Origin of the sequence: Micromonospora sp. LOL_015 (assembly GCF_048060275.1) — a bacterium.
In the GTDB taxonomy this organism is placed as follows: domain Bacteria; phylum Actinomycetota; class Actinomycetes; order Mycobacteriales; family Micromonosporaceae; genus Micromonospora_E.
On sequence record NZ_JBHMIO010000006.1, the window covers coordinates 98,723 to 120,763 of the forward strand.

The 22,041-nt window shown below is 71.6% G+C and carries 22 protein-coding genes; 9 read left to right on the forward strand and 13 right to left on the reverse strand.

Going from position 1 to position 22,041, the window contains the following annotated elements:
* Window positions 1-15 precede the first annotated feature (15 nt).
* Genes ACFHWU_RS08425 through rimP form a run of 3 tightly spaced genes read right to left on the reverse strand, consistent with a single transcriptional unit; the run spans window position 16 to window position 2,039 of the window.
* The gene (locus tag ACFHWU_RS08425) at window positions 16-348 is read right to left on the reverse strand and encodes a YlxR family protein (RefSeq protein ID WP_416552925.1); all 333 of its coding nucleotides are present in this window, start codon (window positions 346-348) and stop codon (window positions 16-18) included.
* Window positions 349-357: 9 nt separating this feature from the next.
* Entirely contained in the window at window positions 358-1,395 is a 1,038-nt protein-coding gene (gene nusA / locus ACFHWU_RS08430) for a transcription termination factor NusA (protein ID WP_278167954.1), read from the reverse strand.
* Window positions 1,392-2,039: a ribosome maturation factor RimP gene (gene rimP / locus ACFHWU_RS08435; protein ID WP_416590227.1), complete on the reverse strand. Its 648-nt coding sequence runs from the start codon at window positions 2,037-2,039 to the stop codon at window positions 1,392-1,394. The genes nusA and rimP overlap by 4 nt, the downstream gene beginning before the upstream one ends.
* A gap of 290 nt (window positions 2,040-2,329) precedes the next feature.
* Here rimP and ACFHWU_RS08440 point away from each other — a divergent pair, with 290 nt between their 5' ends.
* The 3 genes from ACFHWU_RS08440 to ACFHWU_RS08450 all read left to right on the forward strand — a co-directional run bounded on the left by ACFHWU_RS08440 (window position 2,330) and on the right by ACFHWU_RS08450 (window position 4,014).
* Window positions 2,330-2,941, forward strand: coding sequence for a hypothetical protein (locus tag ACFHWU_RS08440; RefSeq protein WP_416552931.1), 612 nt, complete (start codon window positions 2,330-2,332; stop codon window positions 2,939-2,941).
* 33 nt (window positions 2,942-2,974) lie between these two features.
* Window positions 2,975-3,388: a ferritin-like domain-containing protein gene (locus ACFHWU_RS08445; protein WP_416552933.1), complete on the forward strand. Its 414-nt coding sequence runs from the start codon at window positions 2,975-2,977 to the stop codon at window positions 3,386-3,388.
* 98 nt (window positions 3,389-3,486) lie between these two features.
* Window positions 3,487-4,014 (forward strand): PadR family transcriptional regulator, encoded by a 528-nt coding sequence (locus ACFHWU_RS08450; protein WP_416590228.1) that lies wholly within the window; start codon window positions 3,487-3,489, stop codon window positions 4,012-4,014.
* Here ACFHWU_RS08450 and map read toward each other — a convergent pair.
* Window positions 4,001-4,861, reverse strand: a complete 861-nt coding sequence (gene map / locus ACFHWU_RS08455; protein WP_416590229.1) for a type I methionyl aminopeptidase — start codon at window positions 4,859-4,861, stop codon at window positions 4,001-4,003. The two genes, ACFHWU_RS08450 and map, sit on opposite strands and share 14 nt — an antisense overlap.
* A 128-nt stretch (window positions 4,862-4,989) precedes the next feature.
* Between map and ACFHWU_RS08460 the strand changes: the two genes are divergently transcribed.
* Window positions 4,990-5,376: an STAS domain-containing protein gene (locus ACFHWU_RS08460; RefSeq protein WP_416552937.1), complete on the forward strand. Its 387-nt coding sequence runs from the start codon at window positions 4,990-4,992 to the stop codon at window positions 5,374-5,376.
* On the opposite strand, the gene ACFHWU_RS08465 is transcribed toward ACFHWU_RS08460, so the two are convergent.
* The gene (locus tag ACFHWU_RS08465; protein ID WP_416590230.1) at window positions 5,333-9,079 is read right to left on the reverse strand and encodes a SpoIIE family protein phosphatase; all 3,747 of its coding nucleotides are present in this window, start codon (window positions 9,077-9,079) and stop codon (window positions 5,333-5,335) included. The two genes, ACFHWU_RS08460 and ACFHWU_RS08465, sit on opposite strands and share 44 nt — an antisense overlap.
* A gap of 253 nt (window positions 9,080-9,332) precedes the next feature.
* Window positions 9,333-9,515, reverse strand: coding sequence for a hypothetical protein (locus tag ACFHWU_RS08470; RefSeq protein ID WP_416552941.1), 183 nt, complete (start codon window positions 9,513-9,515; stop codon window positions 9,333-9,335).
* A 139-nt stretch (window positions 9,516-9,654) separates the two neighbouring features.
* On the opposite strand from ACFHWU_RS08470, the gene ACFHWU_RS08475 reads away from it, so the two are divergent.
* Complete coding sequence (locus ACFHWU_RS08475) at window positions 9,655-10,623, forward strand: hypothetical protein (protein ID WP_416590231.1); 969 nt, start codon at window positions 9,655-9,657, stop codon at window positions 10,621-10,623.
* A 178-nt stretch (window positions 10,624-10,801) separates the two neighbouring features.
* Window positions 10,802-11,191, forward strand: a complete 390-nt coding sequence (locus ACFHWU_RS08480; protein WP_416590232.1) for a DUF309 domain-containing protein — start codon at window positions 10,802-10,804, stop codon at window positions 11,189-11,191.
* On the opposite strand, the gene ACFHWU_RS08485 is transcribed toward ACFHWU_RS08480, so the two are convergent.
* From ACFHWU_RS08485 to ACFHWU_RS08515, 7 genes are all read right to left on the reverse strand, one after another.
* Window positions 11,142-13,304, reverse strand: coding sequence for a putative bifunctional diguanylate cyclase/phosphodiesterase (locus ACFHWU_RS08485; RefSeq protein WP_416590233.1), 2,163 nt, complete (start codon window positions 13,302-13,304; stop codon window positions 11,142-11,144). The two genes, ACFHWU_RS08480 and ACFHWU_RS08485, sit on opposite strands and share 50 nt — an antisense overlap.
* Window positions 13,305-13,306: 2 nt before the next feature.
* Entirely contained in the window at window positions 13,307-14,128 is an 822-nt protein-coding gene (locus tag ACFHWU_RS08490; RefSeq protein WP_416590234.1) for an SAM-dependent methyltransferase, read from the reverse strand.
* Between the two features lie 194 nt (window positions 14,129-14,322).
* Window positions 14,323-15,528, reverse strand: a complete 1,206-nt coding sequence (gene pcaF / locus ACFHWU_RS08495) for a 3-oxoadipyl-CoA thiolase (RefSeq protein ID WP_416552951.1) — start codon at window positions 15,526-15,528, stop codon at window positions 14,323-14,325.
* 29 nt (window positions 15,529-15,557) lie between these two features.
* Window positions 15,558-16,355 (reverse strand): ABC transporter ATP-binding protein, encoded by a 798-nt coding sequence (locus ACFHWU_RS08500; RefSeq protein ID WP_416552953.1) that lies wholly within the window; start codon window positions 16,353-16,355, stop codon window positions 15,558-15,560.
* Window positions 16,356-16,417: 62 nt separating this feature from the next.
* Entirely contained in the window at window positions 16,418-17,194 is a 777-nt protein-coding gene (locus ACFHWU_RS08505) for an ABC transporter permease (RefSeq protein WP_416590235.1), read from the reverse strand.
* Window positions 17,195-17,196: 2 nt separating this feature from the next.
* Window positions 17,197-18,066 (reverse strand): ABC transporter permease, encoded by an 870-nt coding sequence (locus ACFHWU_RS08510; RefSeq protein WP_416552957.1) that lies wholly within the window; start codon window positions 18,064-18,066, stop codon window positions 17,197-17,199.
* Window positions 18,063-19,025: an ABC transporter substrate-binding protein gene (locus tag ACFHWU_RS08515; protein WP_416552959.1), complete on the reverse strand. Its 963-nt coding sequence runs from the start codon at window positions 19,023-19,025 to the stop codon at window positions 18,063-18,065. The genes ACFHWU_RS08510 and ACFHWU_RS08515 overlap by 4 nt, the downstream gene beginning before the upstream one ends.
* A gap of 152 nt (window positions 19,026-19,177) precedes the next feature.
* Between ACFHWU_RS08515 and ACFHWU_RS08520 the strand changes: the two genes are divergently transcribed.
* The 3 genes from ACFHWU_RS08520 to ACFHWU_RS08530 are packed head-to-tail and all read left to right on the forward strand — an operon-like array spanning window position 19,178 to window position 22,041.
* Window positions 19,178-20,401: a 4-hydroxybenzoate 3-monooxygenase gene (locus ACFHWU_RS08520; protein ID WP_416590236.1), complete on the forward strand. Its 1,224-nt coding sequence runs from the start codon at window positions 19,178-19,180 to the stop codon at window positions 20,399-20,401.
* A 36-nt stretch (window positions 20,402-20,437) separates the two neighbouring features.
* Window positions 20,438-21,277, forward strand: coding sequence for a CoA transferase subunit A (locus ACFHWU_RS08525; RefSeq protein ID WP_416552963.1), 840 nt, complete (start codon window positions 20,438-20,440; stop codon window positions 21,275-21,277).
* 38 nt (window positions 21,278-21,315) lie between these two features.
* The gene (locus tag ACFHWU_RS08530) at window positions 21,316-22,041 is read left to right on the forward strand and encodes a CoA-transferase subunit beta (RefSeq protein WP_416553156.1); all 726 of its coding nucleotides are present in this window, start codon (window positions 21,316-21,318) and stop codon (window positions 22,039-22,041) included.

The following is a 22,041-nucleotide window of genomic DNA, read 5'->3' on the forward strand; positions in this document are numbered from 1 at the left end:
GACTTCATCGTGTGCTCATGTCGGTCGTCCTACCTTGCTGTGCGACCCTCGTCCGGCCGGATGACCGGACGTAGCGGTTGACGTGCTGATGTACTCGGCCAGCTCGCCGGTGTCGACGACACCGGACACTCGCAGCGCCCGCCCGAAGGCGCGACGCCGCTGCGCCAGCTCCAGACATGCCGGATCGGGATGCAGGTGCGCACCCCGCCCCGGCAGACCACGGATCGGATCAGGTCGCAGGCGCGACACGTCCTCGCCTCCAACTACGACAACCCGTAGCAGCTCGTGAACCGGTGCACGTCGTCGGCAGCCCACACAGGTGCGCACCGGCAACGCACGTCGTACCACGAGAAAAGTCTACCCCGACGCGCCAGAGACCGCGCCGCCCGGTTCCGGGGCCGGATCCCGACCGGCGGAACCGGCCTCGGTGTCCGGCCGGATGTCGATCCGCCAGCCGGTCAGTCGGGCAGCAAGCCGGGCATTCTGCCCTTCCCTGCCGATGGCCAGCGAGAGCTGGAAGTCCGGCACCGTCACCCGGGCGGTACGGGTGGCCGCGTCGACCACCTCGACCCGCAACGCCTTCGCCGGCGACAGCGCGTTGCCCACGAAAGCGGCCGGGTCGTCGGACCAGTCGATGATGTCGATCTTCTCGCCGTGCAGTTCGCTCATCACCGCCCGCACCCGCTGGCCCATCGGACCGATGCAGGCGCCCTTGGCGTTGACCCCGGAAGCGGTCGACCGTACCGCGATCTTGGTCCGGTGGCCCGCTTCACGGGCGATCGCCGCGATCTCCACGGTGCCGTCGGCAATCTCTGGGACCTCCAGCGCGAACAGCCGCTTGACCAGATTGGGGTGGGACCGGGAAAGGGTGATCTGCGGCCCTCGGAACCCCTTGGCAACGTGCACCACCACGCACCGGATCCGCTGGCCGTGCGGGTAGGTCTCGCCCGGCACCTGCTCTGCGGCCGGCAGCACCGCTTCCAGCTTGCCCAGGTCGACGGTGACGATTCCCTTCTCGGTACGGGCCTCATGGGCCTGGATCACTCCGGTGACGAGGTCACCGTCGCGCCCGGCGTACTCCCCGAAGTGAACTTCGTCGGTCGCTTCCCGCAACCGCTGCAGAATCACCTGTTTGGCGGTCATCGCGGCAATCCGCCCGAAATCATGCGGTGTGTCGTCCCACTCGCGCAGCACCGCGCCCTCGGCGTCGAGATCCTGGGCGTAGACCAGCGCCATCCCGCTGCGCCGGTCGATCTCGACCCGGGCATGGGTCTGCGCACCCTCGGTGTGCCGGTACGCGGTCAGCAACGCGGCCTCGATCGCCGCGAGAATCGTGTCGAACGGGATCTCCCGCTCGCGCTCCAGTGCGCGCAGCGCCGCGAGGTCGATGTTCACCTCTCCTCGTCCTCCACTTCGTCGTCGTCGGACGGGTCGTCGACATCCGCCGGGTCATCGTCGACGACCTCGTCGAGGCGGTTGAACTCCACCTGGACCCGCCCGGGGCCGAGGTCGTCGTAGGGCCACCGTTGGACGCCACCGTCGACGTCCAACTGCACCGATTCGTCGTCGGCGGTAACGATCCGGCCGGTCACCTGGCGCTGGGCCGCGGTCACCCGCACCAGCCGGCCGGTGTTGCGGCGCCAGTGCCGGGGCAACCGCAGCGGCCGGTCCACGCCGGGCGAGCTGACCTCGAGCTGGTATTCGCCGGCGATCAGCTCCGCACCGGCCACCGACTCGGCCTCGTCCAGGGCCGCCGAGACCGCACGGGACACCTCGGCCACCGAGTCGAGCCCGACACCGCCGTCGGCGTCGACGATCACCCGGACCTGGTGTCGACGACCCACCCGGGAGACCGAGACGTCCTCCAGGTCGAAGCCGGCCGCCCGGACCACCGGCTCGACGATCGCCCGCAACCGGTCGCGCCGGGCCGCAGCTGCGACCTGGGGCCGTTGGGCGCCGTCCGGACGGGGCCGGGGGGTGGCGGCCCGGCGGGCGCGGGAACCGGGTGACCTGCCACCGGCACGGTCACGCTGTGTCATCTCCGCACCCTTCCACCGTTATCTTCCTCGTTGGCCGCTCGAGGCGACACCAGGAGCGCCGTCGGATGTTACTCCGACGCGACTGGGCAGAGCGTAACGCGCGGCCGAGGCGATCGGCCCCCCGGCGCACCGAGGGAAACCGGACACCCGACCGCAAGCCGGCACGGGTAGCCACCCGGACAGCGACGACCACACTGAGTCGCTACTGCAGAACTTTCCGGATAGGCTCGCGCGGGCCGATCCCCGGGAGGCGCGGACCGGCTGCGGCGCCGATGGTGTTGACTGGTCCGGTGTTCGCGAACCAACCAGGCCGGCGGGCGATCGGCAGGACCGCGCACCCGGCCACCGCTGCGGCCGGCCCCTGCAGCCGACGCGGAGTGATCCGGGGTGCCGTCGGTGCCGCGGTCGCCGTCGCCGTCCCGGCCGGGCTGGCCGGGTGCGGCCTGCTCGGCGGTGAGCCGGAGCCCGAGCCGGAACCGGATCCACTGGCCGGACTGCTCGCCGCCACGCTGGACCTGGTGGCGCGGTACGACGCCGCGATGACCGCGCCAGCCGAGCTCGGCCCGCTGCTGGCCCCGGTCGTCGCCACCCACCGGACGCACGCCGAGGAGCTCAGCCGGCTGACCGGGATCGCCCTACCGACCCCGACGACGCCCGCCGCCGGCCCGGGCGGCCAGCCCAGCGCCCCGGGCTCCGCCGTACCGCCGGGCACGGCCACACCGGGAGCTGGCACCTCGGCCTCGCCAGTCGACCGGGCCGCCGCGCTCACCGCGTTGCGGTCCGCAGAGGAGGCCGCCGCAGCCGAGGCCGTCGCGGCGTGCCACACCGCCGCCGCCGACCGGGCCGCGCTACTGGGCTCGATCGCCGCGGCCCGCGCTTGCCACCTCGAGGTGCTCCGATAAACGTGGACCACCGGATCAGAAGGAGCGCCGACCGTGGCTGACGGATGGGAGCAGGCACTCACCGCCGAGTACGCGGCGATCTTCGCCTACGGCGTGCTCGGGGTCCATCTCGCCGGCGACGCCGCTGCCCGGGCACACGACGCCGAGGCCGCCCACCGGGACCGGCGCGACCAGCTGATCCTGCGGGTCGGTGCCGCCGCGCCGCCGGTCGAACCGGCCTATCAACTGCCGTTCCCGGTCACCGACGCGACCAGCGCCCTGCGGCTGGCCGCCGAGGTGGAGGAGCGGGCCGCAGCTGTCTGGCGGGCGGTACTGCCGGTCACCTCGGGCGCGGACCGCGAGGCGGCGCTCACCGCCCTGATCGAGTACGCGGTCCGCGCGACCCGCTGGCGACAGGCGGCCGGCGCCACACCGGCTGTGCCGACCTGGCCGGGCCGGCCCGGCTGAGCGCGACCTGGCCAGTCCATCCCGGCGCAAGCGTGACCGGAACCGCGATTCATGATCCCGGTTGCCGCCCATCTACCCGGTATGCATACTCAGCTGGCATGCCGATCCGCCACGGACTGCTCGCGCTGCTCGACCGGGGCCCGATGCACGGGTACCAGCTCCGGGCAGCCTTCGAGGAGGCCACCGGTGGGGCGTGGTCGCTCAACATCGGACAGGTGTACACCACGCTCGCCAGGCTGCGACGCGACGGGCTGGTGCGTGCGCTGGCGGGCAACGCGGCCGGGCAGCGACCGTTCGCCATCACCGCCGCCGGCCGGGACGCGCTGACCACCTGGTTCAGCAGCCCGGTCGGCCGCGTCGGCCAAGGCCGCGACGAACTGACGGTGAAGATTGCCCTTGCGCTGAGCACGCCAGGGGCGGACGTCCGCGGGGTGGTCGCGGCGCAACGGGCGGCAACCCTGGACGCGGTACGGGAGCTGAACCGTTCCAGAGCGAGGTCGGCCGACGTCGACCGCGTCGGCCGGCTGGTGCTCGACGCGATGCTGTTCCGGGCGGAGGCGGAGATCCGCTGGCTCGACCACTGTGAGACCAGTCTGCTGGGCCCCGGTCCGGTCAGGGCAGGGTAAGGATCTCGAAGCCGTCCTCGGTGACCACGATCGTGTGCTCGAACTGGGCGGTCCACCGGCGGTCCTTGGTGACCACCGTCCAGCCGTCCCGCCACATGTCGTACTCGTGCGTGCCGAGCGTGATCATCGGCTCGACGGTGAACGTCATCCCCGGTTCCATCACGTCCGTGGGTCGTGGACTGTCGTAGTGCGGAACGTACAGCCCGCTGTGGAACGCCTCGCCGATGCCGTGGCCGGTGAAGTCGCGTACCACGCCGTAGCCGAACCGCCGGGCGTAGGACTCGATCACCCGGCCGATCACGTTGATCTGCCGCCCCGGGGCCACCGCCCGGATGCCCCGCATCATCGCCTCGTGGGTCCGCTCGACCAGCAGCTGGGCCTCCTGTGAGACCTCCCCGACGCAGAAGGTCGCATCGGTGTCGCCGTGCACTCCGCCGATGTAGGCGGTCACGTCGACGTTGACGATGTCGCCGTCGGCCAGCACCGTGGAGTCGGGGATGCCGTGGCAGACGACCTCGTTGAGGCTGGTGCAGCAGGATTTGGGGAACCCCTTGTAGCCCAGGGTCGACGGGTAGGCACCGTTGTCACAGAGGAAGTCGTGCACCACCGCGTCGATCTCGTCGGTGGTGACCCCCGGTTTGCAGTGCTCACCGGCGAGCTGCACGGCCCAGGCGGCGAGCCGACCCGCCACCCGCATCCGCTCGATGGTGTCCGGGGACTGGACGTGCGAGCCGCGCCAGGGCGCGGGCTGCTTGCGACCGACGTACTCCGGCCGGGTGATGTGCGCCGGCACCGGCCGCCACGGGGAGATCTTTCCAGGGGTCAGCGGAGCGCGGACGGAGGTCATGCGTCCAGCCTAGCGCCGTCGGTGTCGACCCGACCGGCCGGCGACCGAGCCGCCGCGGACACGCTGAGCGACCGACCGTTTACCACCGAATCTTGCTGGAGCCGCACAGTTGTGCCATCTTTACTTTCGTGGATCAGCAGGGTCCGGAGCAGCTCTTCTCCGCCACCAGTGACCTGGACGGTGACCACCTGACCGTCACGGTCAGCGGCGAGGTGGACATGGCCACCGCCGAGCACATGTACCACGCCGCGATCCACCAGGACGCCGGCAAGGTGACCCTCGATCTGCGTACGGTCTCGTTCTTCGATTCGGCGGCCATCCACGCGCTGCTCCAGCTCACCGACCGTTACCCGCAGGCGCTGACGGTGCTGCCGTCCCGGCAGGTCCGCCGGGTCCTGGACATCTCCGGCCTCGGCGGGCAGCCGTGGCTGGCCGCCGAGGCGATCCGGGACGGCAGCCAGGCCCGGGTGGTCAGTCCGGATCCGGTCGGGGAGCCAGTCGACGGCGCAACGTGACCTCGCTGCCCTGCCCGTCCCGGTCGATCCGCAGTTCGGCCAGGGCGGCGATCAACGCCAGTCCCCGACCGCGGAACCCGGTGTCGGAGGTCTCCCGCCAACCGCCGCTGTCCCGCACGCTTGCGACCAGGTCGTCCCCGTCGATATCGACCTCTAGCCAAATGTCCGGCTGCGCGGGGGTGACCGGGTGCTCGATCGCGTTGGCTGCCGCCTCGGAGATCGCCACGGTCAGATCGAACTGGTCGGTGTCGTCGATCCGGTGCGCGGCAAAGAAGTCCGCCAGCCGTCGACGCAGCAGCGCCAGTGCCCGCGCCTGCGCCGGCAGCCGCATCCTGAGGCGGTCCAGGTCGGTCGCCTCCAGCACCAGCACCGCGACGTCGTCACGGCGGGGCCGGCGGGCCACCCGGCGCAGCAGCCGGTCGGCGAGCTCCTCGACGTGGTCACCGCCGGCTCTGGCGTCGGCCCGGACCTGGTCCAGACCGCCGTCGATGCCCACGGTGCGGTCCTCGATCAGCCCGTCCGTGTAGCAGATCAGTCGGCTGCCGACGTCGAGCCGGTCGGTCGACGTGTCGTAGCGGCTGCCCCGGATCGCCCCGATCGGTGGGCCGAGCGCCCGGTCGTGCAGCAGCCCTACCGTTGCCCCGGCGGCCACCACCGGTGGCGGATGGCCGGCGCTGGCGTAGCGCAGCACACCGCTCGACGGTTCGAACCACAGGCAGACCACGGTAGCGAGGGAACGCCGGCCCATCGTCGTGACCAGCCGGTTCAGCCGGGTGAGGGCGTCACCTGGCGAGAACCCCTCCAGAAGGTACGCCCGCAGCGCGTTGCGTAGCTGGCCCATAGTGGCCGCCGCGTTCACACCCTTGCCGACCACGTCGCCGATCACCAGAACCAGCCGGCCACCGCCGACCTCCACCACGTCGTACCAGTCGCCGCTGACCTCTGCCTCGGCGTTGCCGGGCAGGTAGCGGCTGGCGATCAGCGCGCCGGGCACCCGGGGCAGCGTCTGGGGCAGCAGGCTGTGCTGCAGGGTGCTGGCGATGCGGTGTTCCGCCTCGTACAGCCGGGCGTTGCCCAGCCGCAGCCCGACCATCCGGGCGAATTCCGCCAGCGCCGCCTCGTCGGGGTCCGGGTCGGCGCCGGCGAAGGGCCAGACCGACAGCTCGCCCAGCCGTTCCCCGCCGGCACCGATGAACGGGGTGACCGTCGCCGGGTCGGCGGAGGGCTGGCCGCCACCGTCCGCCTCGTAGCGGGCACCCGGGGCGGTGGCGACCACCTTCGAAGCCCGGACCAGCTGCTGGATGTGCTCGACCGCGACCCGCAGCACCTCGCTGGTGGTCTGCGCGGTGTTGACCGCGACGGCTGCGTCGGCGAGCGCCCGCAGCTGGTAAATGATCCGGCCGCGCAGCTGACCCAGTTCGACGTTGGCCCGCACCCTGGCGACGAGTTCCTGCGCCGCGAACGGCTTGACCAGGTAGTCGTCGGCACCGGCGGACAGGCCCTGCACGGCGGCCTCGGGACCGGCCCGGGCGGAGAGCACGACGATCGGCACATGCCGGGTCCGCCGGTCCGCACGCAACGCCGTGACCAAGCCGAAACCGTCCAGTTCCGGCATCATCACGTCGGTCAGGATCAAATCGAAGGGGGTACGGGTGGCGAGGGCCAGCGCTGCGGCACCGTCGGCCGCGGCGACCACCTGCCAGTGCGGCGCCAGCAACCGGATCACGTGGTCCCGCAGGTCGGCGTTGTCGTCGGCCACCAGGATCCGCCCGACGGGCTGGTCGACCCGTGGCTGCTCGATCACCTCCCGCGCCGGCCCGACGCTCCACCGCTGCGTCTCGGCCAGGTACAACTGTATGGTGTCGCCGGCCTCGTCGCGCCCGGCCGGGTGTTCAGGGTCCTGGCCGGTTGGGTATTCAGGGTCCTGGCCGGTTGGGTATTCAGGGTCCTGGCCGGCCGGCGGGTTCGGCCCGGTGCCGACCGGGATCTCGACGGTGAAGACACTGCCCTGACCGGGTTCGCTGCGGACCGCGACGGTCCCGCCGTGCAGTTGGACGAGTTCACGGACCAGCGCCAACCCGATCCCGGTGCCTTCGTGGCTGCGGGCCCGGGTGCCGGCCACCCGGTGAAACCGTTCGAACAGGTGCGGCAGGTCAGCGGCGGGAACACCGACCCCGGTGTCGGCGACGGTGAGTTCGACCGACGTGTCGAGCGCCCGCAACCGCACGGTGATGGTGCCGTCGAAGGTGAACTTCACCGCGTTGGACAGCAGGTTCAGGACGATTTTCTCCCACAGATCCGGGTCCACCTGCACGGTCCCGGGCAGCGGTGGGCAATGCACGACCAGGTCCAGCCCGGCCCGCTGGGCAGCCGACCGGAACGTGCTGGCCAACCGGTTCGTCAAGTCGGCCAGGTCGACCGGCTGCAGCGCCGCCCGCGCCCGACCGGATTCCAGCCGGGAGAAGTCCAGCACGGTGTTGACCAGCTTGAGCAGGCGCAGGGCATTGCGGTGCATCATCTCGGCCCGCTCGCGATGTGGCACCGGCAGGTCCACGTCGGCGAGTTGGTCCTCGATCGGGCCGAGCAGCAACGTCAGCGGGGTCCGGAACTCGTGACTGACGTTGGCGAAGAAGTCGGTCTTGGCCTGGTCGATCACGGCGAGTTCGGCGGCCCGGGCCCGCTCGTGCAGATAGGCCCGCTGGCTGGTCACCGCACTGGAGATCTGGGTGGTGAGCAGATCCATGAAGTCGCGGTAGTCACTGGTGAACGGCAGGTGCCGGCTGCGGCCGAGGACGAGGGCACCGACCGGTTCGGTCGCCGCGCTGATCGGCAGGACGAGCACCTCTGGCGCCGCCGTGTCCGGTGGTACGGCGACGAAGTCCGCCGCCCGGGCGGTCTGCGCGGTACCGCTGTGCAAGGCGTCCAGCAGCGCGGCCGGGGCGTCGACCGGGCTCGGCTGCGTCGGCGCGGTGACGGTCTGCGCCGCGACGCCGGTGCAGCCGGCGAGCCGTGCGGAGTCCGCGTCCGATCCGAGGTAGAGCAGGGCGAACGGGATGTCGCCGCGGCAGGTGTCGAGCACCTCCAGCACGCCACGGCGCAGGTCGGTCTGGCTCTGCAGGTCGGACAACCGGCTGCCCAGCCCGGCCAAGGTACGAATCCGACGCTCGCCGAGCACCCGTCCGGTGGTCTCGCTGACGATGCAGAAGACACCCCCTACGCTGCCGTCCTCGATCCACAGCGGGTCGTAGGAGACGTCGAAGTAGGTCTGCTCGAGGAAGCCGTGCCGTTCGAGCAGGAACGGATGGTCGGTGCCACGGTAGGCAGCCCCGCTCTCGATCACCCCGGCGAACAGCGGCTCCAGCACATCCCACAGCTCCGACCAGTGCTCGGCGGCGGGTTCACCCAGGGCGGCCGGATGCTTCGCGCCGATGGTGGGCAGGTAGGCGTCGTTGTAGAAGGCACGCAGCTGCGGCCCCCAGTAGAGCACGATCTGGGCCTGCGACGAGAGCATCATGCCAACCGCCTGGCACAGACTGGCCGGCCAACTGTCCAGCGCGCCGAGTGGACTGCGGCTCCAGTCACGCTCCCGGATCAGCCGGTTGGTCTCGCCGGCCCGGTCGAGGGCGGCGGCGAGCAAGGCGGGGACGGCCGGTCGCGGAGCCGGCACCGTCGGGGAGCCGACCGGCCGCTCACCCTCTGTCATCGCTGGCCACCCTCGCTCATCGAACCCGTCACCCGGCCGCCGCCACCGCGTCCATTTGCGGAGTCCCGCAACGTCCGCCGGCCGGGGCGGGCCCGGTCGTGCGGCGTGGGTCGCCTCCTACCCCGGCGCCGCACGAACGTAACGTGTGGTCGACTGGGCGGTGGGGAGAGGGCGGACAAATCGTCGATGCTGGCCGCGTTGCGGGTCGCCCGGTACTCGGCGAGGTCCTCGGCGGTCCGCCGTACCGCAGGAGTCACTGACCCCGCTGCACGTCGACGACGATTACCGCTCGCACCCCGTGTTGACCAAGCGCGTCACCGAGGCACCGGCCAGCGCGGCGAAGCGCCGGTCCGACGGGCACCACCGTGCCGACGCCGTGCAACCGGACGACCAGGGGCGGACCGTCGAAGGCGCAGAACATCACCGTGGTGCGCACCGCCGATGTCTGGAGGCGGTCCGGCGCGGTCTGTCACCGGACCGCCTGGCCGGGACGTCATGCCGGGTACGGGCGCCGAACCGACGCCCGGCGGACATAGCCAGCGGAACCGGAGAGGGCGGTCACCGTGGCAGGTGAGATGAGGCGACTGCTGGAACAGGAGCTGGCCGCGCGGCCGGCCCCACCGATCGGGGATCTCGTCGCCGAGTCGGTGCGCCTGGGGCGGCGACGCCGCCGCAACCGACGGGCGGCCAGCGTCGGTACCGCCGCCGCCCTGGCGACGGGTGCCGTACTGCTGGCCCCGACGGTGGTGGGGGTCGGGCTGCCGGTGCCGGGCGGTGGACCGCCCGACGTCGGTGCGCCGGGCGTCGGTCAGCCGGCGGCACCGGCCGGATCGGTCACCCCCGACGCGAAATTGGCCGAGGCGACGAGCATCGCACCTGTGCCGCCGGCCACCGGCGAGCCGACGGTCCGGTCCGGATGTGACGTCAACGGCGGCACGGCCACGGTCACCGCGCTGCCGGCCGCGCCCACCGAGGTGGCCAACTGTCCGGTCGCCGTGTGGGGCCTCGACATCCCGCCGGCCGCCATCGGCGACACCACACCGGTCACCGCAGAGGGTGCGCTGGAACTGCTCACCCGGCTGCTGCCGGCCGGCCGAATCAGCGGGTACGCCAAGGGCAACCCGGCCGGGTCGGCTGGCGTGGCCGTGCAGCTCCAGTTGGACCGGGGAGACGGCCCCCTGCTGATCCGGTTCTCGGTGTCGGCCGACCAGTTGCCGGACGACGCGCTGGCGGCGAGCTGCGCCGCCGGCCGGATCTGCTACCCACTGGCCGACGGCGGCACGGTGATCTTCGATGATGTCTCCGACACTTGCCTCGGTGGCCGCTCGGTGCGGTACCACCGAACCGACGGCACCCTGATCCGGCTGGATCTGGCCCGATGCCGCAGTGGCCCGGCCCGGAGCACTCCGCTACCGACGGCGTTGACCAACCAGGAGTCCCTCGCCGTCGTCCTCGATCCGCGCTGGGGTGGCCGGCTGCCAGCGGACCTGGTACGCGAAGGCGGCGCCAGATTCGGCGACCTGCCCGTCGCCGACACCCGCTGACCGGCACCCGCTGACCTGCCGGCCCGGTCGCCCGCACTACTGTTGACCGATGGCTCGTCTGTCGCCAGGTGACCACCGTCCAGAGCGGGACCGTGACCCAGCGGGTCGGCCACGCAACTCCCGGCCGCGCGACGAGCTGGGTCGGCCGTTGCCGCCGGGCGCGTCGGGAGTACCGACCATGCCCGACGACCTGGCACTCACGCCGCACGACGCGCTCGACGAGGCGCAGCGGCTGCTCGACGCTGGCCGGCCGTTCCACGCCCACGAGGTGCTGGAGTCGGCCTGGAAGGCGGCACCGCCGGTGGAGCGTGAGTTCTGGCGCGGGCTGGCGCAGTTGGCGGTCGGGCTCACCCACGCGCGGCGGGGCAACCTGGCCGGCGCGGCGCGGCTGCTGGCCAGGGCCGCAGACCGGATCGCGCCGTACGCCGGGCAGCGGCCGTACGGCGTACCCGTGCCGGATCTGGTGCGGTTCGGCCGGGACACGGCCGACCGGCTCGCCCACGACGCGGCTGTCGACCTCACTGTCCGGCTACGGGCCGATCCGGGCCACGCGACAGCCGCTCAGTGATCTCCCCGGCTGGCACCGGACGGCCGAAATGCCAGCCCTGGGCCTGGTCGCAGCCGAGTGCCACCAGCCGGTCCGCCTGTTCACCGGTCTCCACCGCCTCGGCGGTGACTGTCAGGTTGAGCGCGTGGGCCAGCCGGACCAGCGCGTCGACGATCCGCTCGTCGCGGTCGCCCTCCGGACCGGCGACCCGCATCCCTTCCACGAAGGGACCGGCGAGTTTGAGCACGTGGATCGGCATCCGCCGCAGGTAGGCGAGGTTGGAGTAGCCGGTGCCGAAGTCGTCGATGGCCAACCGGACACCGAGCGTGGCCAGCCGGCGCAGCGCCGGCAGCGGCTCACCACCGGTGGCCATCACCGCACTCTCGGTCAGCTCCAGCTGCAGCAGCTCCGGTGGCAGACCGGTCCGGGTGAGCACCCCGGCCACCTCCCCGACGAGCTGCGGGTCGCTGACCTGGCGGGCAGAGATGTTGACGCTGACCACGATCGGCGCCTGTGGGTGCTCGGCCCGCCACCGGCTGGCCTGCCGGCACGCCTGTTCCAGCACCCACCGGCCGAGCCGGACGATCAGCCCGGTCTCCTCGGCGAGAGCGACGAACCGGTCCGGCCCGAGCCGACCTAGAATCGGATGCTGCCAGCGGATCAGCGCCTCGACGGCGGAGACCGTCCGGTCGGACAGCCGGGTGATCGGCTGGTATTCGACGACGAACTCGCCGCTGTCCAGCGCTGCCGGTAACGCGGCGGCGAGCGCCGAACGGGTGACGTCGCGCGCACCCCGTACCGGGTCGAAGACCGCCCACCGGCCTCGCCCGTCGGCCTTGGCCCAGTACAGGGTGGTGTCCGCGGCCTTCATCACCTCGGTGGGGGTCGTGCCGGCCGTGGGCGAGGCGACGACCCCGATGCTCGCCGACACGGTCAACTGGTGCCCGTCGACCTGGATCGGAGCGGCCAGCGCGGCCAGCGCGGCCTGGGCGACGTCGACCAGTTGCGACGTGCCGGTGCAGCGGGTCACCAGGATCACGAACTCGTCGCCGCCCATCCGGGCGACCAGGTGCCCGCAGTCGGCAGCGCTGTCGGCGAGCCGCCGCGCCACCACGGCGAGCAACTGGTCGCCGACGTCGTGACCGAGCCCGTCGTTGATCGACTTGAACCCGTCGAGATCCAGGAAGCACACGCCGACCTGCCCGCCCGGGTCGGCCATCGCCTCAGCGAGCCGGTCGAAGAAGAGCACCCGGTTCGGCAGCCTGGTCAGCGGGTCGTGCTCGGCCTGGAAACGCAGCCGCTCCTGCAGCTCGTACCGGTCGGTGATGTCCTCGACCATCGCGACGGTGAACCGGGGTCGGCCGTCGTCGTGCCGGATCAGCGACACCGCGAGGTCCGTCCAGATCGGTGCGCCGTCCTTGCGGTAGTAGCGCTTCTCCACCCGGGCGCGGTCGTGCTTGCCCTCAATGAGGTCAAGGTAGAACTGGTACATGCCGGGCGCGTCGTCTGGGTGGAACAGCTGCCCGACGTTGATTTCCCGCAGTTCCGCGATGGTGTAGCCGAGCATGTCGGCGAACGCCTGGTTGACATCGATGATCCGCCCGTCGAGGTCGGCCAGCCCGATGCCGATCGCCGCGCCGGTGAATACCGCCCGGAACCGGACCTCGCTGTCCCGCAGCGCCTGCTCGGCAGCGTCCCGGGCGGACCAGGCCGCCTGCCGGATGATGGACTGCTGCGCGAAGGTCCGGTTGCGCAGCGCCCGAGCGTACCCCTCGGCGAGCGCGCCCTGCAGGTGGGTGGTCCGTTCCCGGGCCGGTGCCGACGTCGCCAGCTGCGGCAGCACCAGCGGCAGAAAGTCCTCGCCGAGGGCCTGGACGGTCCAGCCCAGCACGGCCGGTTCGGTCAGGTGGCCCTCCACCAGCCAGCGCCCGACATCCCGGCCGGCCTGGCCGTCGAACGTCCCGGCCAGCACCGCCGCGGCCAGCCGCAGCGTGTGCCCGTGCAGGATGTCGGCGCTCTCGGCAAAGCTCAGCGGCAGATAGCCGAGCCCGGCGGCGGCCGCCGCCCAGTTCCGGGCGAAGCGGCGCACACCCTCGGGATCGGCACCGCCATCGCCCGTCTCGGACGTCGCCATGGTCAGACCGCGGCGGCGTCCAGGCGGGCAACGCCGCCGAAGGCACCGAACCGCTCCGGGTGTGCGTCCAATTCGGCGTCCGGGTCCGGCCGCCACAGTGGCAGATGGACGACTCCCGGGTCGACGATGGTGAAGTCACCGAACATCGCGGTCACCTCCGCCCGCGAGCGCAACGTGATCTCGGTGTCGGTCCTGGCCGACAACCGCTGCGCGGCCAGTACCTCCGGCGGCTGGTCCTCGTAGGTTGCGTGGGAGATGACCAGGTAGCTGCCGACCGCCGCGGTCGCCCGCAGCCGCCGAAGGATGCCCTGGGGGTCGTCGGCGTCGGGCACGAAGTGCGCCACCCCGGCGAGCAGGATGCCGACCGGTCGGGCGAAGTCGATCAGGCCGGTCGCGGCGGCCTGCGCACAGATTGCCTCCGGTGCACGCAGATCGGCCTGCAGGACCACGGCCCGCCCGACTTCAGCCAGAATGCTCCGACTGTGTGCCACGGCCACCGGATCGATGTCCACGTAGACCACGGTGGCCGCCGGGTTGACCGCGTGGGCCGCCTCGTGAACGTTGCCCACCGTCGGAATTCCTGAGCCGATGTCCAGGAACTGGTCGACGCCGTCGGCGAGCAGCGTCCGGACCGCCCGACGCAGGAACGCCCGGCCGGCCCGCATGGTCTCCGCCAGGTGCGGCGTCATCGCGGCGATCTGCTCGGCGAGTTGACGGTCCACGTCGAAGTTGTGGGCCCCGCCGAGGAAGTAGTCGTAGACCCGCGCGGCGCTGGGGCGGCTCAGGTCTACTCCGGCCGGGACTCCACTGGCCTGCTCCGCCATCCTGCCTCCAGCTCGTTCGCGATGTCCGCGTCGGCCCTGGCGTGACGGGCGGGTCGGCACGGGCACCAGCCGGCCGCACCGGGCGCCGGCCCATGCTAACGCCACGACGGTGGAATGTGCACCGTTGGCAGGTTCACGACATTGCCCGAATCCGGCCCGACACCCGACCACCGGATCGGCAGACCGGCACTATCTCAGCTGGCCGACTCGAGCAGTAGCGAAATGCCCTGCCCGACCCCGATGCACATCGTGCACAGCGCCCGGTCGGCGTCGCGGACCCCGAGTTCCAGCGCGGCGGTCAGCGCCAGCCGCGCCCCGCTGGCCCCGAGCGGGTGCCCGAGGGCGATCGCCCCGCCGTTCGGGTTGACGTGCTCCGCCTCGGTTGGCAGGCCCAGCTCCCGCAGCACCGCCACCGCCTGCGCGGCGAACGCCTCGTTGAGCTCCACGACGTCCACTTCGGACAAATCGACGCCCAGTCGACCGAGCAACCGGCGGGTGGCCGGTACCGGCCCGATGCCCATCACCCGGGGCTCGACGCCAGCGGTGGCCGCGCCGGCCACCCGGGCCAGCGGGGTGAGACCGCACCGCCGGACGGCCGCGTCACTGGCCACCAGCAGCGCGACCGCGCCATCGTTGACCCCGGAGGAGTTGCCGGCGGTCACCGTGCCGCCGGAGCGGAACGGCGTCGGCAGGGCGGCCAGCTTCTCCAGCGACGTCTGCCGGGGGTGTTCGTCGACCGAAACGGTCAGCGTGCTCTTACGGCCCTGCGGCACCTCGATCGGCACGATCTCGGTCGCCAACCGGCCGCTCGCCTGGGCCTGGGCGGCCCGCTGCTGGGACCGCAGCGCGAAGGCGTCCTGCGCGGCCCGGTCCACGCCGTACTCGGCGGCCACGTTCTCCGCTGTCTCCGGCATCGAGTCGGTGCCCCAGCCGGCCCGCATCAGCGGGTTGACCAGCCGCCAGCCGATGGTGGTGTCGTGGATCTCCGCGGTGCGCGCGTACGCCGTGGCCGCCTTCGGCAGCACGAACGGCGCCCGGCTCATGCTCTCCACCCCGCCGGCGACGACCAGGTCCGCCTCGCCGGCGACCACCGAGCGGGCGGCGATCGCCACCGCGTCCAGCCCGGAACCGCAGAGCCGGTTCACCGTGGTGCCGCTGGTCCGGGTCGGCAGGCCGGCCAGCAGCGCCGCCATCCGGGCCACGTTGCGGTTGTCCTCGCCGGCCTGGTTGGCGCAGCCGAGCACCACGTCGTCGACGGCGTCCCAGTCGACCGAGGGGTGCCGGGCGACGAGTTCGCGGATCACGTGGGCGGCCAGGTCGTCCGGACGCACCGGGGCGAGCGCCCCGGCGTAGCGGCCGAACGGCGTGCGCACTCCGGCGACGAGATAGGCCACGGGCATCTCGGTCCTCCTCGGAAGGGCGGGAAGGGTCAGGGCCGGCCGGCCTGGGCGGGTGGTCGCTGCCCCCGCTTGGCCGCCTGGATCTGCTCGTAGACGTGCCCGCGCAGCTGGGTGAAGCGCGGCTCGGCGCGGGTGTGCAGTTGGTCGCGGGTGTCCGGCAGGTCGATCCGCAGGCTCTCCTGCACCACGGTCGGCGACGAGGACAGGATCAGCACCCGCTGCCCCAGGTAGACCGCCTCGTCGATGTCGTGAGTGACGAACAGGATGGTCACCCCGAGCCGCTGCCACAGCTGGCGGATCAGGTCCTCCAGGTCCGCGCGGGTCTGGGCGTCGACCGCCGCGAACGGCTCGTCCATCAACAGCACATCCGGCTGGTACGCGACCGCGCGGGCGATTGCCACCCGCTGCTGCATGCCACCGGACAGCTGCCACGGGTAGGCGTTGTGGGTGTCGGCCAGACCGACGGCGGCCAGCGCCTCGTCGACCAGTTCCCGGCGCTTGCCCCGGGCGATGCGCTTCTGCCGCAGCGGCAGCTCGACGTTGTCCCGCACGCTCATCCACGGGAACAGGCTGCGCCCGTACTCCTGGAAGACGACCGCCATGCCGGGCGGCGGCCCGGTGATCGGCCGGCCGCGCAGCCGGACCTCGCCGGAGGTTGCCGGCAGCAGCCCGGCCATGCACTTGAGCAGGGTGGTCTTGCCGCAGCCGGAGGGGCCGACCAGGCAGACCAGGTCACCGTCGTCGATGGTGAAGGTGAGGTCGCGCACCGCCTCGACCTGGCGTTGCCGCCCGTCGTAGACCTTGCGCAGGCCCTGGACATCGAGCATGGGCTCGTTACCTCTCTATCCTTTCCGGCGCCGCCACGCGGGCAGCCGAGCCGGGCAGCGGGTCAAGAGCTGCGCTGCGCCTGGCGCAGGCCGTGGTACCAGGCCAACGCCCGCATCTCGACGAAGCGGAAGAGCACCGACAGGGCGAAGCCGAGCAGACCGAGCAGCAGGATGCCGGTCCACATCTGCGGGATCGCGAAGGTGCGCTGGAACTGCACGATGGTGAACCCGAGACCGTTGCTGGCCGCGAACATCTCGCTGATCACCATCAGGATGATGCCGATCGACAGAGCCTGGCGCATGCCGGCGGCGATCTGCGGGCTGGCCGCCGGCAGCACCAGGTGCCGCAGCCGGGCCGGACCGGTCAGGCCGTAGGAGCGGGCCGTGTCGGAGAGCACCTCGTCGGTGGCGCGCACGCCCTCGACGGTGTTGAGCAGGATCGGCCATACGCAGCCGGCCGCGATCACCACGATCTTCATGGTGTTCTCGATGCCGGCGAAAAGCATGATGATCGGCACCAGCACCGGCGGCGGGATGGCCCGGAAGAACTCAAGTACCGGTTCCAGCGTGGCCCGCACGGTGCGGATGCTGCCGACCAGTACGCCCAGCGCGACGCCGACGAGCACCGCCACCGCGTAACCGGCGGCCAGCCGCAGCAGGCTGGGCAGCACGTCGGCACGTAGGCGCTCGACGGTCCAGGTCTCGGCGAAGGTGCCGAGGATCTTACTCAGCGGCGGCGCGTAGAAGCTGGTGCTACCCGCGCTGCTGAACCACCAGACGGCGAACAGTACGGCCGGCAGCGCGACGACCAGCCCGGCCCGCTTCAACACCCCGGTCACACTCACACGATCACCTCGCCGCGCATCGACTGGTGCCAGGACAGTGCCCGCCGCTCGACCGCCCGGGCGATCAGATTGATCCCGACGCCGAGCAGTCCGGTGACCACCACCAGGGCGTACATCAGGTCGACGGCGCCGGAGGTCTGCGCGACGGCGATCCGGTTGCCCAGCCCGGGTGCGCCGATGACCAGCTCTGCGGTGATCGCCAGCACCAGGGCGACCGCGGCGGCGAGCCGCACGCCCGTCATCACGTACGGCAACGAGGTCGGCCAGATGACGTGGCGAATCCGGGCCCAGCGGCCGAGGCCGTAGCTGCGGGCGGTCTCGTCGGCGACCGGATCGACGTCCTGTACGCCGTACAGGACCTGGACCAGCACCTGCCAGAACGCCGCGTAGACGACCAGGAGCAGGGTCGATTCGAGGCCGGTACCGTAGAGCAGCACGGCGAGCGGGATCAGCGCGACCGACGGGATCGGCCGCAGGAACTCGATCGTCGAGGCGGTGACCGCGCGCAGCGCCGGCACCGAACCGATCAGCACGCCGAGGACGATGCCGGCGCTGACCGCGATGGCCAGGCCGATCGCCCAGCCGGTCAGCGTGTCACCGAGCGCCGACCAGAAGGCACCGTCGCCGAGCAGCTCGACCAGGGCGGCGAGGATCTCGGTGGCCGGCGGCAGGTAGCGCGCCGAGACGAGCGGGGTCGACGGGAGGACCTGCACCAGGACCAGCAGACCGGCCAGGCCGGCGACGCCGAACAGCGCCGTCGGCGGCCGACGGCGCCGGCTCGGTGCGGCCCGGCGGGCTGCTGCTGACGTGCCCCGGTCGGGGCCGGCTCCGCCGGCCCCGACCGGGGCGTTGTCGACCGCTGTCACGGCAGCAGCGCGTCCAGGTCGGGCTCGGCATCGAAGACACTGTCGGCGAGTCCGAGTTCGGCCACCCGCTCGATCGACGCCCGGTTGATCTCGGCCGGCCACATCGGCAGCGTCATCGCGTCCAGGATCGCCTGGTCGATGTCGGTGTAGCTGCGCAGCACGGTGCGCACCTCGTCGGGGTGGGCGTTGGCGTAGGACAGCGACTCGGCCATCGCCTCCTGGAAGTTCTCGACCAGCTCGGGGTTCTCCTGGGCGAGCTTGGTGCTGGTGAAGTAGACCGCGACGGTCAGGTTCGGGGCGGTGTCGACGAAGTTCCAGGCGACGACCCGGCCACCGGCGTCCTTGGCGATGGCGAGCGACGGCTCGACCATCCAGGCGGCGTCGACGTCGCCGTTGGCGACGGCGGCCGGCATCTGCGGGAAGGCCATCTCGACGAACTCGATGTCGTCCGGGTTGCCGCCGGCCTTGCGCACCGACTCGCGGACGCTGGTGTCGCCGATGTTCTTCAGCGTGTTCACCGCGACCTTCTTGCCGGCCAGTTCGGCGGCGGTCTGGATCGGGCTGTCCTCGCGGACCACCACGCCGCCGAAGTCGGCCTCGGGGTTTCCGGTCGAGGCCACGCCGTTGGCGACGATCTGCACCGGCACGTCACGGGTCTGCGCGGTGAGCAGGGAGGTCACGTTGCTGAAGCCGAACTGGAACTGCTCGCTGACCACGCCGGGGACGATCGCGGCACCACCTTGACCGCTCTCCATGGTCAGGTTGATGCCGCGCTTGGCGAAGAAGCCTTTCTCCTCACCGAGGTAGATCGGCGCGACGTCAACGATCGGAATGATGCCGACGGTGACGTCGGTGACGTCGTCGGTGCCGCCGCCCTCGTCGGTGGACGAGTCGGAACCACAGGCGGCGGTGACCAGCAGCGCGGTAGCCAGGGTGAAGGCGACGAGGGGCCGTCGCATGGGACCTCCAGGGGATGGGATCGAGTTGGGTCAGTCAGGGGCGTTCGCTGACCGAACGGTGGTTCTTATGATGAACGTACGGCCCAGCGAGGGCTCGCGTCAATGTCACATATCGGAAGATTCCTGCCAATCCGGCAGGTGGAGGGAGCGTCGTGCGAACCCAGGTTGGCATCATCGGAGCGGGACCAGCTGGCTTGATGCTCGCCCACCTGCTGCATCTCGAGGGTATCGACTCGGTCGTGCTGGAGACCCGCGGGCGGGCGTACGTGGAGAGCAGGGTCCGGGCCGGGGTGCTCGAACACGACACGGCGCAACTGCTCGCCGACACCGGCGTCGGCACCCGGATGCGCCGCGAAGGACTCGTGCACACCGGCCTTGAGCTGCGCTTCGAAGGCGTCAGCCGACGGATCGACCTGGCCGCGCTGACCAGCGGCCGAGGGATCACCGTCTACGGCCAGCAGGAGGTCGTGAAGGACCTGATCGCCGCCCGGCTGGCAGCCGGCGGCGAGATCCTGTTCGACGTCTCCGATGTCGAGCTGGCCGGGATCGACAGCGATGCCCCGGTCATTCGGTTCGCGCACGAGGGCACGATACGCGAACTGAACTGCCTGATGGTCGCCGGATGTGACGGTTTCCACGGCGTCTCCCGAGACAGCATCCCCGCCTCGGCCCGGCGCACCGTCGAGCACACGTACCCGTTCAGCTGGCTCGGCGTGCTGGCCCAGGCCGCCCCCTCGGCACACGAGCTGATCTACGCCCAGCACGAGCGCGGGTTCGCCCTGCACAGCATGCGCAGCCCTGAGGTGACCCGGCTCTACCTGCAGGTGCCCAACGGGACCGAGCTGAGCGACTGGCCGACCGCGCGGATCTGGGACGAGCTGCACACCCGGCTGGCGACCAACGACGGTTTCACCTTGGAGGAGGGCCCGATCCTGGAACAGGGGGTGACCCCGATGCGAAGCTTCGTTACCGAACCGATGCGCTACGGCCAGCTGTTCCTGGCCGGCGACGCGGCGCACATCGTGCCGCCGACCGGCGCGAAAGGGCTGAACCTGGCGGTCGCCGACGTCCGCTTCCTGGCCGAGGCGCTGACCACCTGGTTCCGTCAGGGACGCGGGACCGGGCTGGACGAGTACTCGGCCCGGTGCCTGCGCCGGATCTGGCGGGTCCAGCACTTCTCCTCCTGGATGACCGGGCTGCTGCACCGGCCCACCGACGCCGACGAGTTCAGTCACCGGCTCCAGGTGGCCCAGTTGGAGTACGTGTCGACCTCCACCGCGGCGGCGACCACCCTGGCGGAGAACTACGTGGGGCTGCCGCTGGACTGGAGCAGCCGCGTTGACAGGCCGGCAACCCCGGCCGTACCGTTCGCTTAGCGAACTTTTGTTCATCACACGCACCGGGAATGATGTATGGCTGAAATTTCCTCGCTGGCTGATGCTGTCGCCGACCTTGTCCACGACGGCGACAGCGTCGCCCTGGAGGGATTCACCCACCTGATCCCGACCGCGGCCGGACAGGAGATCATCCGGCAGGGCCGACGCGACCTCACGCTGATCCGGATGACCCCGGACGTCGTCTACGACCAGCTGATCGGCGCCGGCTGCGCCAAGAAGCTAATCTTCAGCTGGGCCGGCAACCCCGGGGTCGGTTCGCTGCACCGGTTCCGCGACGCGGTGCAGCGCGGCTGGCCCCGTCCGCTGGAGATCGAGGAGCACAGCCACGCCGGGATGGCCAACCGGTACGTCGCCGGCGCCGCTGGCCTGCCGTTCGCCGTACTCCGCGGGTACGTCGGCACCGACCTCGTCGACCGCACCCCGACCATCGCGCCGATCACCTGTCCGTTCACCGGCGAGGTGCTCACCGCCGTACCGGCGCTCAACCCCGACGTCGGCATCGTGCACGCACAGCGCGCCGACCGGCACGGCAACGTGCAGATCTGGGGCATCACCGGCGTGCACAAGGAGGTCGTGCTGGCGTCCGCACGGTCGCTGGTCACCGTCGAGGAGACCGTCGACGAGCTGACCCCCCGGCCCGGCGCGGTGGTGCTGCCCGGCTGGGCGGTCACCCGGGTCGCCGAGGTGCCCGGCGGGGCGTACCCGTCGTACGCGATGGACTACAGCGACCGGGCCAACGACTACTACCAGCAGTGGGACGAGATCAGCCGGGACCGGGACACCTTCACCCGCTGGCTCGACGAACACGTCCTGGCCACGGCGGGGAGCGACGCGACGTACGGTGGTGCCGAGTGAACGAGCAACCGGCCGTCGACAGGTTCACCCGCGACGAGATGATGACCGTCGCCGCCGCCCGGGCGCTGCGCGACGACGCCCGCTGCTTCGTCGGCATCGGCCGGCCCAGCACCGCGGCCAACCTGGCCCGGCAAACCCACTCCCCCAACCTGGTGCTGGTCTACGAGTCCGGCACCATCGGCGCGAAGCCCGGCCGGCTGCCGCTGTCCATCGGTGACGGGGTACTCGCCGAGACCGCCGACGCCGTCGTCTCGGTGCCGGAGATCTTCAACTACTGGCTGCAGCCCGGCCGGATCGACGTCGGCTTCCTCGGCGCCGCGCAGATCGACCGGTACGCCAACATCAACACCACGGTGATCGGCACCGACTACACCGACCCGAAGGTACGGCTGCCCGGCGCGGGCGGCGCCCCGGAGATCGCCGCCTCGTGCGGCGAAGTGATCGTCATCGTGCCGCAGAGCCGGCGCACGTTCGTCGACCGGGTCGACTTCGTCACCTCGGTCGGCTTCGGCGCAGGCCCCGGCGACCGGCAACGCCTCGGCCTGCGTGGCCGGGGTCCCACCCTGGTCATCACCGACCTCGGCATGCTGCGCCCGGATCCGGACACCTGCGAGCTGACCCTCACCCAGCTGCACCCCGGAGTGGGTGTCGAGCAGGCCGTGGCGGCCACCGGCTGGCCGCTGAAGATCGCCACCGACCTGACGACCACCGACGAACCCACCCCGCAGGAGCTGGCCGCCCTGCGCCAGCTGCTGAACCCCTGA